The sequence below is a fragment of the Tateyamaria omphalii genome, assembly GCF_014651375.1.
Taxonomy (GTDB): Bacteria; Pseudomonadota; Alphaproteobacteria; order Rhodobacterales; family Rhodobacteraceae; genus Tateyamaria; species Tateyamaria omphalii.
Genome location: NZ_BMWT01000011.1, coordinates 1 through 16912 on the forward strand (window position 1 = coordinate 1; position 16912 = coordinate 16912).

Annotated in this window: 14 protein-coding genes; 5 read left to right on the forward strand and 9 right to left on the reverse strand. The window is 58.8% G+C overall.

All coding sequences use genetic code 11. The features are described from left to right. Positions 1–106 precede the first annotated feature (106 nt). From IE087_RS22215 to IE087_RS22250, 8 genes are all read right to left on the reverse strand, one after another. On the reverse strand, positions 107–517 hold the full coding sequence (locus tag IE087_RS22215) for a universal stress protein (protein WP_189371775.1): 411 nt from the start codon (positions 515–517) through the stop codon (positions 107–109). Positions 518–540: 23 nt separating this feature from the next. Next, the gene (locus tag IE087_RS22220; RefSeq protein ID WP_189371776.1) at positions 541–1527 is read right to left on the reverse strand and encodes an alcohol dehydrogenase catalytic domain-containing protein; all 987 of its coding nucleotides are present in this window, start codon (positions 1525–1527) and stop codon (positions 541–543) included. Beyond that, positions 1524–2285 carry an SDR family NAD(P)-dependent oxidoreductase gene (locus tag IE087_RS22225; RefSeq protein WP_189371777.1) on the reverse strand — a complete coding sequence of 254 codons (762 nt, stop codon included), beginning with the start codon at positions 2283–2285 and terminating at the stop codon, positions 1524–1526. The genes IE087_RS22220 and IE087_RS22225 overlap by 4 nt, the downstream gene beginning before the upstream one ends. A 6-nt stretch (positions 2286–2291) precedes the next feature. Beyond that, positions 2292–3599, reverse strand: a complete 1308-nt coding sequence (gene hisD, locus IE087_RS22230; RefSeq protein ID WP_189371778.1) for a histidinol dehydrogenase — start codon at positions 3597–3599, stop codon at positions 2292–2294. Positions 3600–3608: 9 nt separating this feature from the next. Then, a complete protein-coding gene (locus tag IE087_RS22235; RefSeq protein WP_189371779.1) occupies positions 3609–4937 on the reverse strand; it encodes a TRAP transporter large permease in 1329 nt (442 codons plus the stop codon). Positions 4938–4948: 11 nt separating this feature from the next. Then, complete coding sequence (locus IE087_RS22240) at positions 4949–5461, reverse strand: TRAP transporter small permease (RefSeq protein ID WP_189371780.1); 513 nt, start codon at positions 5459–5461, stop codon at positions 4949–4951. 95 nt (positions 5462–5556) lie between these two features. Next, complete coding sequence (locus tag IE087_RS22245; RefSeq protein ID WP_189371843.1) at positions 5557–6705, reverse strand: TRAP transporter substrate-binding protein; 1149 nt, start codon at positions 6703–6705, stop codon at positions 5557–5559. A gap of 21 nt (positions 6706–6726) precedes the next feature. Continuing rightward, complete coding sequence (locus tag IE087_RS22250; protein ID WP_189371781.1) at positions 6727–6912, reverse strand: hypothetical protein; 186 nt, start codon at positions 6910–6912, stop codon at positions 6727–6729. A gap of 145 nt (positions 6913–7057) precedes the next feature. Here IE087_RS22250 and IE087_RS22255 point away from each other — a divergent pair, with 145 nt between their 5' ends. After that, positions 7058–8104: a LacI family DNA-binding transcriptional regulator gene (locus IE087_RS22255; protein WP_229801540.1), complete on the forward strand. Its 1047-nt coding sequence runs from the start codon at positions 7058–7060 to the stop codon at positions 8102–8104. Positions 8105–8476: 372 nt separating this feature from the next. On the opposite strand, the gene IE087_RS22260 is transcribed toward IE087_RS22255, so the two are convergent. After that, complete coding sequence (locus IE087_RS22260) at positions 8477–10129, reverse strand: bifunctional helix-turn-helix transcriptional regulator/alpha/beta hydrolase (RefSeq protein ID WP_189371783.1); 1653 nt, start codon at positions 10127–10129, stop codon at positions 8477–8479. A 339-nt stretch (positions 10130–10468) separates the two neighbouring features. Between IE087_RS22260 and IE087_RS22265 the strand changes: the two genes are divergently transcribed. The 4 genes from IE087_RS22265 to IE087_RS22280 all read left to right on the forward strand — a co-directional run bounded on the left by IE087_RS22265 (position 10469) and on the right by IE087_RS22280 (position 16780). Continuing rightward, complete coding sequence (locus IE087_RS22265; RefSeq protein WP_189371784.1) at positions 10469–13654, forward strand: SGNH/GDSL hydrolase family protein; 3186 nt, start codon at positions 10469–10471, stop codon at positions 13652–13654. 254 nt (positions 13655–13908) lie between these two features. Continuing rightward, positions 13909–14307 (forward strand): cytidine deaminase, encoded by a 399-nt coding sequence (locus IE087_RS22270; protein ID WP_189371785.1) that lies wholly within the window; start codon positions 13909–13911, stop codon positions 14305–14307. Further along, positions 14304–15611 carry a thymidine phosphorylase gene (locus tag IE087_RS22275; RefSeq protein ID WP_189371786.1) on the forward strand — a complete coding sequence of 436 codons (1308 nt, stop codon included), beginning with the start codon at positions 14304–14306 and terminating at the stop codon, positions 15609–15611. Before IE087_RS22270 ends, IE087_RS22275 begins: the two co-directional genes overlap by 4 nt. Beyond that, positions 15611–16780: a phosphopentomutase gene (locus IE087_RS22280; protein ID WP_189371787.1), complete on the forward strand. Its 1170-nt coding sequence runs from the start codon at positions 15611–15613 to the stop codon at positions 16778–16780. Before IE087_RS22275 ends, IE087_RS22280 begins: the two co-directional genes overlap by 1 nt. Positions 16781–16912 lie beyond the last annotated feature (132 nt).

Below are 16912 nucleotides of genomic sequence, written 5' to 3' on the forward strand. Positions count from 1 at the left end.
CGTCACAAACGAAATACCGTTCGCAACAAAATCAGCCGTGATCTTCGCGTCTATCGTCATGAATGCGGGGCCTTCCTGAAGGGTCCTAGGGGTGAGTGTTTTGGGATTAAGTGCTTCGGTAGACATGCACCGCGCAGGGTGCATGCCGGACCACGCGCGCCGCTGTTGAGCCCAGCAGATAGTCACTGAGCCCCGGTCGGTGTGACCCGATGACGATGCAGTCCACAATGTTCTGTGCGGCGTAGTCGATGATGGAACGGTAGGTGTGACCCCTGACAATCTCAGTCTGCACACCGTCCAGATGTGCAGTCTTGTCAGTCAGAGTCTGGCGCGCCCGCGCAAAGCCCTCGTCCACAACGGCCTGGTCCACATAGGCCGCGACTGACCCTTGCAGGGCTTCGTGGACATGAAAGGCGACAATGTCACCACCGGGTGCCGCCAGCGCCTTGGCGATGTCCAGCGTTTGTGGCGAGACGTCGTGATCAAGCGCCATCGGGACCAGAATTTTCGAATACATGGCAAGGCTCCTTGCGTGGTACGTCAAACGTCGTCCTGCGGGATGAGGATGATCTTCGGGGCGGGCACGATGCCTGCGCGAATGTCCCGAAACGCCTGCCAACCCTCGGCCAGCGGGCGCTGTTCGGTCCAGTCAAGCGGACCCAGACGACCGTCAAAGATCGCCTGCGCCGTGTCGCGGAAATCCTGTGCCGTGTAGGCATAGGTGCCGATGAAGGTGATCTCTTGCAGCGTCATCCGTCGGATATCGAGGCCGCCAGTGTCTTCGCCAAGGCCCACATGCATGATGACACCGCCAGGCTGCGTCACAGCACTGGCAAGGGTGCGGGTTGCGGCATAGCCCACCGCGTCGATGACCAGAAGATAGAACCCGTCCGGTTCGGACAGCACCCGTTGATCGCAATGGTCGGTGAGAAAGGCGCGCCGTGTCGGGTTCGGTTCTGTCACTTCGACGTCGTCGACACCCATGGCCTTCAGCGCAAGTGCCGCAGCCAAACCAATCGCGCCACCACCAATCACAAGCGCCTTGCGTTCCATTGACGGATGCAGCGCGCCCAGCGCCAGACGGGCCGCGTGCCAACTGACCGCCAAAGGTTCAGCCAACGCCGCCTTGGTGGTCGAGACGTCGTCCGGAATACCTACAAGGTTGTCCTCGAGCATGGTGACCAGCTGCGCAAAGGCCCCCTCGCGCGGAGGCATGGAGATGATCTGGCGGTTAGGGCACAGGTTCTCGCGACCGGACTGGCTGGCTGCGCTGTTCGGGTTGGTCACCAACGGATTGATCGTGACCCGCGTGCCATCCTTTGGCCCACCAATGCTCGTACCAGCTGCTTCATGGCCAAGGATCAAGGGGGCCGGGCGGCGGTCGTCATGGCCCAGATAGGCATGCATGTCCGACCCGCAGATACCCACGGCCTCAACCCGGATCAGATGCTCGCCCGCGTCCGGTTGAGGGTCTGCAGCATCCCCGTAGGTCAGCGTTTCCACGCCTTCGTAAATTAGCGCTTTCATTTTGCGGTGAAGCCTCCATCGACCATCAGGACCTGGCCCGTGACAAAGCTGGATGCGTCCGAACACAAAAACAGGATAGGGCCGTCCATATCAGCCATGGTGCCGTTGCGCCCCATGCAGGTCTGCGCTGCGTTGCGTGCCGCACGGTCCGGATCGTCAAACACCGCTTGCGTCAGTTCGGTCGGGAAAAAGCCCGGACCAATAGCGTTCGCGGTGATCCCGTGCGGTGACCATGCTTCGGCCATGGCGCGGGTTAACTGGCCAATACCGGCCTTGGTCGCGCCATAGGCGATACCGCCCGGAAAGGCGCGAGTGGTTTGCAGTGACGCAAAGTTGACAATCCGCCCCCAGCCCCTTGCTTTCATTGGCCCAACCATGGCCTGGCTCAGAAAAAACGGGGCAGACAGGTTCAGCGCCAGTGTTTGGTCCCAACCCTCGGGTGTGACATCGTCTGCCGTCTGCCGAGTATTGATGCCCGCCGCATGAACAAGGATGTCTGGCGCACCAAAGGGCGCGGACACACGCGCCACAAGGTCGCTGATCGCGTCTCGCTGCGCCACGTCGGCAGTGACCCCGGTGACGTTGGTACCCGCCTCCGCTACCAAACTGTCCAATGCCTCGGCCCGGCGCGCCACCCCAACCACCTGCGCGCCTGCGCGCGCCAATGTCAGCGCCGCCTGACGCCCAAGGCCGGAGCTGGCCCCTGTTACGCAGGCCACGCGGCCGGTGAGATCGAAAAGAGCACTGGGGTGATCCATCCTCGCTTAGCCTTCTGCCGACAGGTCAAAGTTTTCGCCGGGGAAATATTTGGCCAGCCGCACGTCGGCGGCACGGGCGTGCCCCTCCATTCCTTCCAACCGCGAGATGCGGGCAGTTGCGATGGAGACATCCTTGGACGCCTCCTTGGTCGCTTTCTGCCAGGTGACGATCTTCATGTACTTATGGACCGATAGGCCGCCAGTATAGTTAGCGGCACCAGAGGTGGGGAGTACGTGGTTCGTGCCAGTGGCCTTGTCGCCATAGGACACGGTCGTTTCCTCTCCAAGGAACAGCGAACCGTAGCAGGTCAGCCGCTCCAGCCACCAATCGATATCCTCGGCCTGCACCGTCAGATGTTCCGGGGCATAGGCATCAGACGTGGCCGCCATTTCTTCGCGATCGGCGCACAGGATCACCTCGGCATAGTCGCGCCAAGCGGCGAAAGCGTTGTCGCGGTTCACCTCCGGCAGGTCGTCGATCAGGCCGGGCACCATCTCCATTACCTTCTCAGCCAACGCGCGGTCATCCGTCACCAGCCACACGGGTGAGTTATAGCCATGCTCGGCCTGACTGACCAAGTCGGTCGCCACGACATGCGCGTCGGCCTTCGCGTCCGCGAGGATCAGGCTGTCGGTCGGGCCCGCGATCATGTCGATGCCCACGCGACCGAAAAGAATGCGCTTGGCTTCGGCCACAAACTGGTTGCCGGGGCCCACAAGGATCTTGGCCTTGGGTAAGCCAAACAAACCAAATGTCATGGCCGCGACACCCTGCACGCCGCCCATCGCCATGATCTTGTCCGCGCCACAGATATGAGCGGCATAGACAATGGCCGGAGCCACACCAACGTCTGGACGCGGGGGCGAACAGGCAGTTATGTGATTGCAGCCAGCGACCTTGGCCGTGGTCACGGTCATGATGGCCGACGCAATATGGCTGTACCGCCCGCCGGGCACATAACAGCCTGCCGCATCCACGGGGATCGCCTTTTGACCCGCCACAAAGCCCGGTTGTATCTCCATTTCTACATCAGCCACCGTGCTCTTCTGCATCTCTGCAAAGCGTTTCACGTTGTCATGGGCAAAGCGGATGTCCTGCTTGAGTTTTTCGGGCACCAGCGCCGTTGCAGCCGCGATTTCATCGTCGGTCAGCAACAGGTTGCCTTCATACTTGTCGAACTTAGCGGCGTATTCCATCGCTTTGGCATCGCCCCCCGCCTCGATGTCGTTCAGGATCGACACCACGGTTTCATGCACTTCTGACGCCCCCGATTTTGATGTCAGCGTTGCGCGTTTCAGGTACTCAACGGTCATTTCGAACCTCTATTTGTAAATCTCAGGCAGCAGGGTGGTGGACAGGGCAGGCACGTAAGCGATCAGCAGGACCACCACGAACATGCACAGTACGAATGGTACAGCGCGCGCCGCGATCTTGAGGATGGATTCCCCCGTGATCCCGGACACAACAAACAGGTTAAGCCCAAGCGGCGGCGTAATGAAACCAACCCCCAGTGCGGTAATCATCATGATGCAGAACTGAATTTCGTTCATGCCAATATTGTCGGCCAGTGGCTTCAGGATCGGTGCGAGGATCACGATGTTGGGGGTCGTCTCCATCACGCAGCCCGCGGCGATCAGAATACCGATCATCAGTAGGATCAGCAGCCACGGTTCGTCCGTCAGCCCGGTCACAGCGGTTACAAACCCTTGCGGCACACCCATGATCGCCAACGCTTCGGCCAGTGGCGCGGAAAAGGCGATGATAGGCAGGATCACCCCGTTCACCTTGGCCGAACTCAGCAGCATCGCTGGGAAGTCCGCAAAGGACAGCGTGCGCAGGAGAAAGCCCATGGCGATGGTCACGACAACGGCCGTGGCACCGGCTTCGGTCGGCGTCAACCGGCCGGAAAAGATGCCGTAGAAGATGATGCCGGGGACGATGAATGCGTACCACCCGGATTTCAGGGACCGGAGCAGGTTCGCCCCCCAATCCGCCATCGTCATCTGCCCACCGCCTTCATAGCTGTAGATGCGGTTCATGATCAGGTTGGTGATCAGGATCGAAAAGAGGATCAGAAGACCGGGGATCAGGGCCGCCAGAAACAGGGTCGAGGCGGATATGCCCAGCACAAGGCCGATGATGATATAGGCGATCGATGGCGGGATCAGGATGCCGGTGCAAGCGCCCGCAGCAACAAGGGCGCAGGCATAGGGCCGAGGATAGCCGGACTCGACAAGTCGCGCGATGGTCATCCGTCCCACAGCGGCAGCGCCCGCCGCGTCCGAACCGGAGATCGCCGCGAACATCCCGCAGACCAGCACCGTGGCGGACCCAAAGCCACCCTTGGCAAAGCAGGTCAGCGCCTCGGCCACGTCCAGAAACTTGCGACTGAGCCCGGTGCGCACCAGTACGTCACCTGTCAGTATGAAGAGCGGAACCGCCGTCAGCGCAAAAGCGTCAATGCCAGTGAACAGCTTTTCACCCAGAAGGCTCAGCGGCAGATCGCCCGACATCACCAGCATGGTGATTGCAGCGGTACCGATAGCCGCCCAGACCGGAACGGCCATGGCAATCAGCACCACAAAAAGGATCACGGGCAGGTAAAAATCCCAGCCCAGTTCCACGGTTTGGTTCAAGGTATTCCACAGCATCGGTCAACCCCTCAATCAAACAACGTGTCGCCTTCGTAGACAGGCTTGCCTGTCCGAAGGGCTTGAACATCGCGACGCAGCGACTGCATCAGCCGCCAGATCATCAGGGCAAACCCCAGCGGGACGGCCATCAGGAACCATACTTTGGAAATACGTAGGCCATCGGTGACCGACCCGAATTTGGCCGAGATATGGACAGCCTCGTAGGACCAGTAGACAGCAATGACTGCCACAAAGAGCATCACCAGATCGCCAAAGATATGGAGCAGCGCCTTGGGTCGTGGCCCGAGGTAATGCATAACCACGTCTATACGGATATGCGCGCGTTCGCGTACCGCTGCAGCGGCACCGATCCACGCCAAATATATGAAGGAATAGCGTACGATCTCTTCGCCCCAGATCGAGGAGTATGAAAACACCTCACGTCGGAGCACTTCGACAGCCATTGTTACCACCAGCATGACGTAGAACGTCAAAAGCAGCCACCTTTCCGCATTGCGGTCGATGCGACGCAACATTTCCATTGTAAGCCTCTAGGTGCTGTGGCGGGACGGCGTACAAGCGCGCCCGCCTATCTACGGTCTGGGCGCCACCAAATGGCCGCGCCCAGCCCTGTGCATTATGCGTCGTGGACGTAGTATTTGCCTTGGGTGCCTGCGGCCTCTTCCATCTTGGAAAAGTTGTCCGTGGAACCCGCAAGTTCGACCTTGAACTCATCCCATTCCGAACGCTGGTAGCCGCCTGCGGCCTGCCATTCGGACAGCTGGTCTGCGCCGAGCGAGTGGAACTCGACCCCGGCCTTGGCCAGCTCGGCCATGGCATAGGCACGGGCCGATGGCACCTTGGATAGGTTCTGGTGCGCGGTCATTTCAGACCCCCATATTATGCCTTCCTGAATACCGGCGGGCATCGAGTTGAACCATTCAAGGTTGCAGGAATAGACCTGGCTGTCCGGCACCGCCTGAGTGAAGGTTACATGGCTGAGGATGTCCTTGAACCCGAACACGAACAACGCTCCAACCGAAGGGTCCAGCGCATCCGCAACGCCCTGCTTGATGGCAGACGGTGTCTCGCCCCAGGCCGAAGGTGTCGGGTTCGCACCGACCATGCGGTAGTACTGTTGCAACATCTTGGAGCCCGGCACGCGGAACTTCACGCCATCCAGATCGCCCGGTGTCAGAACAGCACCTGCACCGCCCTTGCGTACGGCAACGATGCGCGGGTCGATGTTGACGTAGAACAGGGCCTTGAATCCGTTTTCCTCGACCTTGGGTTCAACCGTTGATTTCCAGAAATTGGAGGTCACCAAATTGGTAAACCGCTGGTTGGAGCCACAGAGGTAGGGCATGTTGATAAGGTCAACGGTCGACGCGAAGGGCGCGAAGTTCGATAACGAGTGCTGAGCTGCCTGGATGGTGCCACCCTGAACGGCCTGCACCAATGCGCCGCCCGCGCCCAACTGACCGCCTGGGGCCAGCTTGACATAGACTTTGCCATTGGTTGCGTTCTGGATGTTTTCCTTGAGATCCAGCTGCATGATCGGATAGCTGCGCGATGCGCCCGGCACATAAGCTGTGGCGATGATCATCACCTGCTCGGCGGCCTTTTCACGCTCACGCTCTTCGTTGGCGGTCTGGGCCGCAGCTTCGGACGACCACAACATGCCTCCCGCGCCTGCGACCAGGACTGCGGTAAAACTGCCCGTCGTCGCCAATTTCAGGAAATTCCTGCGCTCTTCGGATGCGAGATCCTTGCGTTCGTCGTTAATGTGTTCCTCCCTAGAAACAGGTCAGCCGCCGTTTTTGTCTTTTTGAGCGGCTTCTTTTTGTAAGATCGCGATCACGAACAGGATCGTGGCCGCGAAAAGCACCAGCATCTCTCCCACATCACCAAAAAGAACCGTGTCAAAGAACGCGCCCGACGCGACATTGGCGAAGTAGACAATGAAGACAGCAAGAGACGCGAAGAGGGCCATGGTTCGTTCCCGGTAATGGCTGGATGGCGGAACTGTAAGCGCTTACATTTACCGAATGCAAGGGCTTACATGGTGGTTGTGCAATTTCAGAGTTTGTGAAGTATTGTTCTTTGAAAACCAAAAGGATCGCAGGGTTTTGGTGACATTGACCAATAACACTCTACCCACGCTCGAAGATGTTGCCCGCGTGGCCCGCGTATCGACCGCCACGGTTTCGCGCTGTCTGAACCGTCCCGGGCAGGTGTCCGATTCTACACGGGACCGTGTGATGCGCGCAGTCGAGGAGCTTGGCTATACACCCAACTTCGGCGCGCGGGCGCTGGCCGCCAAGCGGACCTTCACAATCGGCGCCATCACCCCGACGATGGAAAATGCCATTTTTGCGCGCGGCTTGCAGGCCTTTCAGGAGACCCTGAATGAAGCGGGATATACCCTGCTTGTTTCCAGCACAGGCTACGATCCGCAACGCGAGGCAGAGCAGATCAGGAACCTCGTGGCCCGCGGTGCGGATGGATTGTTGCTTATCGGCTATGAACGCGACCCGGACATCTATGCCTTCCTCGAGGCCCGCAAGGTGCCCTACTTGCTGTCATGGGCACACCGACCAGAAGAAAAGCACCCCGCCGTCGGCTTTAACAATTGCAAGTCAATGACCGAATTGACGAAGGCCGTGTTGGCTGAGGGCCATCGCGAGATCGGGATCATCTCGGCCCAGATGGAAGGCAATGACAGGGCAACAGATCGCGTGAAAGGCATACGCGTCGGCTTGCATGAGGCCGGACTGGACCCCCAGCGTGCCCCGTTAGTCGAAACGCCCTACTCCGTCGAAAACGGAGCGAATGCATTTGAGGAGATTATGCGATCAGCGCCCCAGACCACCGCAGTCATGTGTGTGAACGACGTTCTTGCGGTCGGAGCAATGAACCGCGCGCATGATATGGGTCTCGACGTGCCCCTGGACGTTTCGATCACCGGTTTCGACGACATCGAGTTGGCGAAATTGGTCAAACCAAAACTGACGACGGTGCATGTCCCCCATCGCCTCATGGGATCCCTGGCTGCGCAGCAACTCATGCGTTTCGTAGAAAAAACGGAAGCGCCACAGATACGCAATTTGGCAAGTATCGTTGAAAAGCGTGAAACACTGGCAAAGCCACGCAAAAACGTCGATATAGATCTCGTTCTACGGTAAACGCCTTTGCGCCATTAATGCAATTGACCATGTGCGGAAAGGAGAATGGCCGCGGGGTTGCGACCAAATATGCGGCGTGCGCATCCGGCAAATGCGCAAGTTCACACAACCGTGCGGACGCCAGATTTCCCAGTTCCGCGCCATGGTTTTTTTTACCGCGGACGCCCCATGAGCTGTGACGTGGGCAGTCTCATATCGCAGTAAGGATCGCCAAACCACACACGTCCCGCATTCGGACGGTAATCGGCTCACTTCGGACACCAGTCGCGCGTTCAGGATGATGCGCTTCCAACCTGTTTCCCAGCCATTGCAGTCAGCGAAGTTCACTTGGCCAATTGAACGGCGCTTCAGAACGCCCCGCCTACACAACGCTCAATTTGTGAAGGATCGACACGCTTCAGCAACTTCTTTCGGAAACTCGTACAGCGCAAGCTGTCCGGAAATTGGAAGCTCAACATACCGCATGGTCTTGTGCTGCTCACAAAGACGCGCAACATTCTCCATTGGCAAGAAATGGTGCTTCATGCCTTGTACAAACAACACAGGCGCCTGTGCACCAACCAGCTCCAAATCATGCGACCAGTCCCTCCCCCACTTTTCCAAATCACGGACGATCTGGTACGTGTGCTCGAAGCAGAAGCTCAGATTTCCACGTACAATTTCGAAGTAATCAGACTGCTCGATCAGCGCCATATCCCTAGGGCACTCATGACAGAAAAACCGAACCAATGTTTCTTGTCCCTTCCTCCCGGATTGAAAAAGACGGGCGGCGGCGCTGTAACCGAGTTTCAACGCCGCTCGAGCGAAATGAGCGGCCAGAAAGCTACGGCGTACGCTTGGAGGCGCATTGTCAAGCTGCGCCACGTCGCGCACCGGAGCGCCGGTCGAGATCAAGGCAAGACCAGCGATGTCGTGGCCTGCATTGAGAGACGCGGCTGCGACGCGCGCGGCAAGAATACCGCCTTCCCTGTGTCCTGCAATCAGCGGTTTGTCACCGGCCAAGTCCAACAGTTGATCAAGCCAGATTTGCATCAGAGCATCAGAAGCATCCCCATCTTCCCGGGTGCTCCTACCGAAACCTGGGCGACAGGGCGCAATCACGCGAAAACCCGCATCTGCAAACGCAGCGCGCACGGCAGACGTCTCCCACGGGAGCGACGACGTGGTGAAGTAAAGGAGCGGCCGCCCCTGCCCGTAGTCCGTCACCTCTAAAACAGCCCCCCTGTTCGCCAGCAGGGTCGATTGAACGCCTTGGGCACCGACAACTTGTCGTTCTGCTCTGTGCACGACACTCGACACCTGCCGAAGTATGGTCAGGAACTGAACGAGTTCGGTCTGACGCCGCGCGCCGGTCTTGATCAGTAGCGTCTTGATGTGGCTTCGGATCGTGGCAAGGCTTCGCCCCAGATCACTTGCGGCCTCTTGCGCCGTACGCCCTTCGAGCAGCGCGCGCGCCACCTTGATTTCAGCAGTGCTGAGTGCCAGCCGCTCCACCAATTCACTTTCAAACTCCTCATTCCAGTCCATGAGGGACACCAATAGCATTGAGTGTGCGCCTGGATAATTCTCGGCAATTGCTGCAGTTGCCGGGATTTCTAAGGCAAGAAAGCTGCGACGTGACGGACCACCGCCAAGCCGAAACAGCTTTTGGGCGCTATCGGAAAAACCAACAGCGCTGCGACGTGACTGAGCGAAGAAAGCATCGGTGTCCAAGACATCCTCCGCAAGGAGCAGTTCAGCCGCCGCATTCGTTGCCAGCACACGGCCAGAGGTATCCATGAGAACCGCAGGAGAAGGCACACGTTCCAACGCGGTCGGCACCTGTTTCGCTTCGCTCAATCGCTCGGAGGCATCAATAGCACTCAGAAAATCCGGCAGTAACTCCGAGAATTCTCCCTCTCCTGATGGACGTGTCCCAACCCATTGGTCCCAACTCGTCAACAACTCTTCAAACCGGCTTGGATCAATGGCGACCTTGTATGCGATCGCGACAAGATCAAGCGCGGGCTCAGTTTTGTTCTTCACAGAGTCACTTGTCCCTTCCGTACGCACAATACGCGGTTCCACTGAGCACCAGTTTCATCAAAATTGATAGTTTACAGCGCAGCGTACTCACAACGATTGTCTACGCGTGCACCTCGCTCCAGCAACCACCTCGTAGAAGGATCAAATGTCGCGACTGGTCTTACCTCAGCCGCGGATCGTCCAATCTCTGACGTCTTCGGTCAGAAACCAGCGACAAAAATCAACTACCGCAGCGTGACCACCATCCAACGGAAGCGACGCACTGAGATGGACGGATTGCAAGCCACTCAAGCATTTGGAGCAGGGTTATTTCAATTTGATTTTCAGGAGACCCATTTGATGAGAACTCATTTCCAATTTCCGATTTTGACGTCGGCATTCATAGCCTTTGCAAGCGCGGCATGCGCCTGTGACTGGACTGGCAGCTACAATACCTCCTTCGGAGATATTCAATTGAAGCAGGAGGGTTCATCACTCATTGGCGATTACCCCCTCGGAAACGGCGTCATTGCAGGTCAGGTGAGTGCATGTCGCTTTGATGGCGTCTTTCTAAACACGCGTTCAGGCCAAACCGGTCCGCTCCAATGGCAACTCGAAGAGCGCGACAGTCAAGGCTTTACTGGAACATGGGCCGAGGCAGGCAGCGTGCCCAATGGTCTTTGGTCCGGGACCAGGCAAACTGGCGCGGCCCAAACTCTCACGAGCGGCTCCTGCTCGTGGCAGGGGGTTTGGTTCACAAGTTTCGGAAAAACCGAGATCAGGCAAGAAGGACGTCACATCTTTGGGACCGTACGTGGCAACCCGTTTGAAGCAACCTGGGCATCCGATTGCTCGCTTGCTGGCGTCGTGCTCTTCACTTCGGAAGATACAGGTTGGCACGGCTTTCACATTGTACGAGAGGCGGACGACTTCGAAGGGATTCTCTACCCGCTCGAGGGCGGCAACGTCCGGGACTGGCGCGGCGCGCGCATCGGCGACCTTCCTCCATCCGACGACGCAGCGGATGACGACATGCCGGTGGTGTTTGTCGATGAATGGAATACGCCCGCAGCGCAGCCTCGTTTCGATTACGAAATGCCGGCCCGATACGGTTTGGATCGCAACACATCCGGGACCATTGATCTGCCAAATTCAGCACCATATGCGCTCAACCGCCCTAGCCCCGTGAATCTCGATGGCTGCGCATGCAAAAGCCCGATTGCGACTGTTTGCGCACGTGAACCAGCACGCTTTGCTGTTCACCTAAAGGATGCCGGATCGGACTTCGGATTCCCGGTCCAACGGATCAAGACCCGGCAGGAAATTCATCTTGAAGCCCGAACACTTACGGGCCTTGAACAGCCGATCCCGAAAACTGGCACCGGCCTGATCGAAACCGGGATTCGCGCGGACTACCGTACCGAGCATGCGCCCGTGCCGGATATTCCCGATCGCGTTCCAAGGTTCACAGTGACAACTGCCAATGGCGAGACCACGTCCGGCCCTCTCACGGACAGAACGTTTCGCGTCTGCCTGCCCGAGGGAAAGCATGAGGTAACTTATGCACTTGGCTCGGGTTCGGATGCCCCGAAAGCCATCCGCCAGATAGAGGTCATAGACCATCTTATCGTGGTCATGGGAGACAGCTTTGCCGCTGGGGAAGGCGCGCCCGAAAAAATCCGCTTTGGCCCACAGAAACGCAGATGGACGAGCGGATTGACGGGTGAAATACACGTAACCGACCAAAGCGCGAACGACCTGACCTCTAATCCGCTTAAGTTCGCATATCACATTCCCAGTCTGTGGGCGGATCATGGACTGCCACTGCCGCGCCAAAGCAATACTGCTGTCATTCGCACCAACAACCTGGGCGACCTGACAACCGAATTGACTGATGCGTTCGACCTCAACGAACTTTCAAAAGGAATTCACAAGGACTTCGTTGAGAACCTGACGGGCCATCGCTCTTCCTTCACACATGCGTCCCAATATGCGCTTGCACTCGAACGTTACGATCCAAGAAGTTCGGTCACCTTTATCAACCTGGCACAAACCGGCGCCACAATAGGAACGGGCATTCTTGGCCCCTATGGTGGGGCAACCAATGAAGCTTTGCGCGTTGCGGCACCGCGCTCGCAAAGGGCTGCTTTGGAAACGATCCTCGGGACACCCAAGGGCGGGGGCTTTCAGGGCGTCGATGGGGTCCGCGCAGTCGATACGCTTTATCTTTCGATTGGCGGAAACGACGCTGGCTTTGCAAACATCATCAAGGCGTCGTTCGGTGCGTGGGAAAGCTTCGACAATGATCTGACACAGATCAAGGATGCGTTTGAAACCGGCCTCTGGCGGAACTTGCAGTCTGACGTGGTTTTTGGAGAATTTCTTAAAGAGGCGGATGGCAGTTTCGTTGCAGATACACCCGGTCGCGCAGAGCTTCCCAGGCTGTATGGACTCCTTGACGCAGTATTCGACCGCTGGAGGGTGGATGGACTGCTGGCCGGCGACGTCTTTATGATCCTGCCACCATTTTTTGGCGCAAGCCATGAGGATGGATGGCAAGGCGCTCGTGCTGTTTTGTCAACTTCTGAAACCTCGCGCATCATGCGAGATGGATCGCGCGTGGCGCGGTACTGTTCGGTTGCAGTTCCGCAGCCCGGGCCGGCCGGTTTCCTGGCCGAGATTGAACCGGAAATGTTCCGTTGGGTCGATCAGAACATTTACAACGCGCTTACAAACACCATGCGCGAAGCAGCATCAACGCACACGTGGCGGGTGATTGATCAGGGCAATCTGCCGTCGGAACACGGTATCTGCGGAGCCTATCCCTACGCCAGCTTCGGTCATATGCGCTACAATGAGGCCGTAAAGCACCCCGTTCCCTATGAGCCACAGAAAAGACCGGCGATTGCTTGGTACAACACCAACCGCGTGTCAGCACAAAGCCAGCAGGGTGACATGAAATCGACCCTGGGCGCCTTTCATCCCAACGCTTTTGGGTACGCTCATGTCGCCCAACTCATGAAAGCGGACGCTCCACATCTGGGTGGCGATTTTGCAGGTGCCTGGTTCGAGGATCTGAATGATCAAATCAAGGAAACCCAAGGTCTCCGTGGCGGTCCAGCGGTTGTTCAAATGTCGCGCTCCGAACCGGTGAGCGTCAGGGGGATTCACGATGTTGAACTGTTCAAGATCCGTATTCCGGCGGAACATAGTGCTGTCTTGCCCGTTGCGTTTGACGACGGGCACCGCACATTGGGCACGAGTGTTTTTGACAGCGGAGCGTCAGTCTTGGCATCCACAGAAACGTGGCCACGAATTCTGCCTGCAAGGTTTGGCACGGTGTCAATCGCAGACGGAGGCAAGCGGATTGAAATTCAAAACACGTCGCCCAGGATGATCGAGCTATACGTCGCACTACATGATAGCCGAAACACTGGCTTTGACATTGTGTCCGGCCTGGGAGACCGTCGCAACGCCCATGCAACGGCAAGCGAGCATCGCAATGCCACTGTCGGGCCGCTGCAGTTCGCAGACATCCACAATTAAAAGGGCCAGCCGTCCACATCACCCGAACGCTGGGGATACCTTATCATCTCGCTCGACGTGGCCACGCGTTGTACCAACTCGTCTGATGACATCGAATGCTTGACGTGTCGCCGCCTAAAGCGTTCCAAACGCGGGTCAGTCAGGATGTCTGGCCTCGTTACTCTCGACCGCCCAGTGTAATCCTTTAGCGTCTTAAAGCGGTAGCCAAGGCCGGAACGCTTGGCTAGTGTCGGGGCTCCGAAACGAGGGTGCATATGGACGAGTTGAAGCAGGCGGCGTTGGAAGTGCGGGAAAACGCATATGCGCCCTATTCGAATTTCAAGGTGGGTGCAGCCGTACGTGCAGTGGATGGCACTGTATTTGCAGGCTGCAATGTCGAGAATGTTGCCTACCCCGAAGGGACTTGCGCCGAGGCCGGAGCCATTGCGGCCATGGTGGCTGCCGGTCAGGGCAAGATCACGGAGGCCTATGTTGTTGCGGGCAGCCCGATGCCCGTCACACCCTGCGGCGGATGCCGTCAGAAACTGGCCGAATTCGGTTCGGGCGATGTGCGCGTGACAATGGCCACCACGGGTGGTGTTGAGCAGGTCATGACCCTCGCCGAATTGCTGCCTGGTGCTTTTGTTGCTGCCCACATGGATGGCGATGCATGAGCGACGCACGATCCATCATTGCCAAACTGCGCCAGCGTCAAACCCCATCACGTGAAGAGCTGAGCTGGTTTGCCGAAGGGTTGGCAGACGGCACCGTGACCGATGCGCAGGCCGGGGCCTTTGCCATGGCCGTATGTTTGAGCGGTCTGGGCGATGTGGGCCGGGTCGCGTTGACCATGGCTATGCGCGACAGTGGGCAGGTGCTGAACTGGGATCTGGAGGGTCCGGTCCTCGACAAGCATTCGACGGGCGGGGTTGGCGATTGCGTCAGCCTTGTGCTGGCCCCTGCCCTGGCCGCCTGTGGTGCCAATGTGCCGATGATCTCGGGGCGCGGATTGGGCCACACGGGCGGGACTTTGGACAAGCTGGACGCCATTCCGGGCGTCTCGACCGAGCTGAGCGAACAGCGGTTGCGGGACGTGTTGACCAAGGCCGGGTGCGCCATTGTCGGCGCAACAGCCGAGGTCGCGCCTGCAGACAAACGGCTTTATGCGGTGCGCGATGTGACCGCCACGGTCGAGAGCATGGACCTGATCACCGCGTCCATTCTGTCAAAGAAACTGGCCGCGGGCCTTGATGGGCTTGTGCTGGACGTCAAGGTCGGCTCCGGCGCCTTCATGAAGGATGTGGACGCGGCCCGCGCCCTTGCCGATGCGCTGGTGAAAACGGCCAATGCCGCCGGATGCAAGACCACGGCGCTGATCACGGACATGTCGCAGCCCCTTGCCCCTGCCCTTGGCAATGCGCTGGAAGTGGCGGAAGTCATGCGCACCCTGACCGGCCCCGCGCAGGGTCCGTTGGTCGAGATTTCGGCGGCCTTGGGCGGCGTGCTTCTGGCCAATGGTGGCTTGGCGGACGACGTACAGGCGGGCGCGGATGCCATTGTCGCGGCCGTTGCGGATGGCCGTGCAGCGGAAAGGTTCGGAACGATGATCGCCGCGATGGGCGGCCCTCTGCATTTTGTCGAGAACTGGTCGAGGTTCCTGCCGGAAGCGACTGTTATTCGTGAAATCAACGCGAAGGGACCGGGATATGTCACTGCCATCGATGGCGAGGCGCTGGGATTGGCCGTTGTTGATCTGGGCGGTGGCCGAAAGGCAGAGGGCGACGTGATCAATCCGGCTGTTGGCCTGTCCGGCGTGGCCCGCCTGGGCACCAAACTGTCCAAGGGACAGCCCTTGTGCGTGATCCATGCGGCGCGCCCGGCAGATGCGGATCGGGCCGAGGCTGCGGTGCGCAAGGCCATCACCGTCGGCAGGCAGGCGCCCGTCGTTCCAGACCTGATTGCAGAGCGGATCGGCTGATGCCGCGCGCATTCCTTGTCGTCATGGATTCCGTCGGGATTGGCGGGGCACCTGATGCGGCTGCGTATTTCAACGGGGATGTGCCGGATACCGGCGCCAATACTGTTGGTCATATTGCCGAAGTCTGTGCCGCGGGCCACGCTGAAGAAGGCCGAAGCGGGCCGTTGGATGTACCACATCTGCGCGCGCTTGGGTTGTTCGAGGCCATGGCCCTTGCCAATGGGCAGGACGCGCGGTCGGGCGCCTGGGGTGCTGCGACGGAGGTGTCGCAGGGCAAGGATACGCCGTCAGGCCATTGGGAATTGGCGGGTGTGCCGGTGCCTTGGGACTGGCACTATTTCCCCGACACGCGCCCGGCGTTTCCGGACGCGGTGATTGCGGCTGTTTGTGCTGCAGCAGGTGTTGACGGGATGCTGGGCAATTGCCATGCGTCGGGCACCGCCATCATTGCCGAACATGGCGCTGAACATATCCGCTCTGGCAAACCCATCTGCTACACATCGGCCGACAGCGTGTTCCAGATCGCCGCGCATGAAGAGCATTTCGGCTTGGAGCGACTTTTGGACCTATGCCAAGCGGTGGCGCCCGTTCTGCACAAGATGCGGGTTGGTCGCGTGATTGCACGCCCTTTTGTCGGAGTGGAGGGCGCTTTTGAGCGGACGGTCAATCGTCGGGATTACGCCATCACCCCACCTGCCCCGATCCTGACGAATTGGGTGCAGGATGCGGGACACCGCGTTTATGGCGTGGGCAAGGTCGGCGATATCTTTTCGATGCAGGGCTTTGATGAGGTGCGCAAGGGCGCGGATGTTGACCTGATGGGGCATTTGGCTGATCTGGTTGGATCTGCTGAGGATGGTAGTCTGACCTTTGCAAACTTTGTCGAATTCGACAGCCTGTATGGGCATCGCAGGGACGTGTCTGGCTACGCCCGTCATCTGGAGTGGTTTGATGCCGAGATTGGGCGCATTTTACCGCAGCTGCGGACTGGTGATCTACTGGTTCTGACCGCCGATCATGGCAATGATCCGACGTGGATCGGCACCGATCACACGCGTGAGCGGGTGCCGGTGCTGGTTCATGGCGGGGATGACGCGCCGCTGGGACTGATTGGTTTTAGGGATGTGGCGCATTTGGTGGCGCGGCATTTGGGTGTTTCACCGCAATGAGCGCCTGACGACGCACGCGACCTTTTGGCGCTGACGCGCATTGGGGCGCTGCCCCAAACCCCGTGGTATTTACGGTCAGAAGAAACTGGGGATTGTCGTCGCACCTTGGACATTGCAGAAGAAGGCATCATC

What these genes read in the sequence shown, in the direction of transcription:
- IE087_RS22215 (WP_189371775.1), bottom strand. Translation starts at nt 517, where the DNA reads ATGTATTCGAAAATTCTGGTCCCGATGGCGCTTGATCACGACGTCTCG.
- IE087_RS22220 (WP_189371776.1), bottom strand. Translation starts at nt 1,527, where the DNA reads ATGAAAGCGCTAATTTACGAAGGCGTGGAAACGCTGACCTACGGGGAT.
- IE087_RS22225 (WP_189371777.1), bottom strand. Translation starts at nt 2,285, where the DNA reads ATGGATCACCCCAGTGCTCTTTTCGATCTCACCGGCCGCGTGGCCTGC.
- hisD (WP_189371778.1), bottom strand. Translation starts at nt 3,599, where the DNA reads ATGACCGTTGAGTACCTGAAACGCGCAACGCTGACATCAAAATCGGGG.
- IE087_RS22235 (WP_189371779.1), bottom strand. Translation starts at nt 4,937, where the DNA reads ATGCTGTGGAATACCTTGAACCAAACCGTGGAACTGGGCTGGGATTTT.
- IE087_RS22240 (WP_189371780.1), bottom strand. Translation starts at nt 5,461, where the DNA reads ATGGAAATGTTGCGTCGCATCGACCGCAATGCGGAAAGGTGGCTGCTT.
- IE087_RS22250 (WP_189371781.1), bottom strand. Translation starts at nt 6,912, where the DNA reads ATGGCCCTCTTCGCGTCTCTTGCTGTCTTCATTGTCTACTTCGCCAAT.
- IE087_RS22265 (WP_189371784.1), top strand. Translation starts at nt 10,469, where the DNA reads ATGAGAACTCATTTCCAATTTCCGATTTTGACGTCGGCATTCATAGCC.
- IE087_RS22270 (WP_189371785.1), top strand. Translation starts at nt 13,909, where the DNA reads ATGGACGAGTTGAAGCAGGCGGCGTTGGAAGTGCGGGAAAACGCATAT.
- IE087_RS22275 (WP_189371786.1), top strand. Translation starts at nt 14,304, where the DNA reads ATGAGCGACGCACGATCCATCATTGCCAAACTGCGCCAGCGTCAAACC.
- IE087_RS22280 (WP_189371787.1), top strand. Translation starts at nt 15,611, where the DNA reads ATGCCGCGCGCATTCCTTGTCGTCATGGATTCCGTCGGGATTGGCGGG.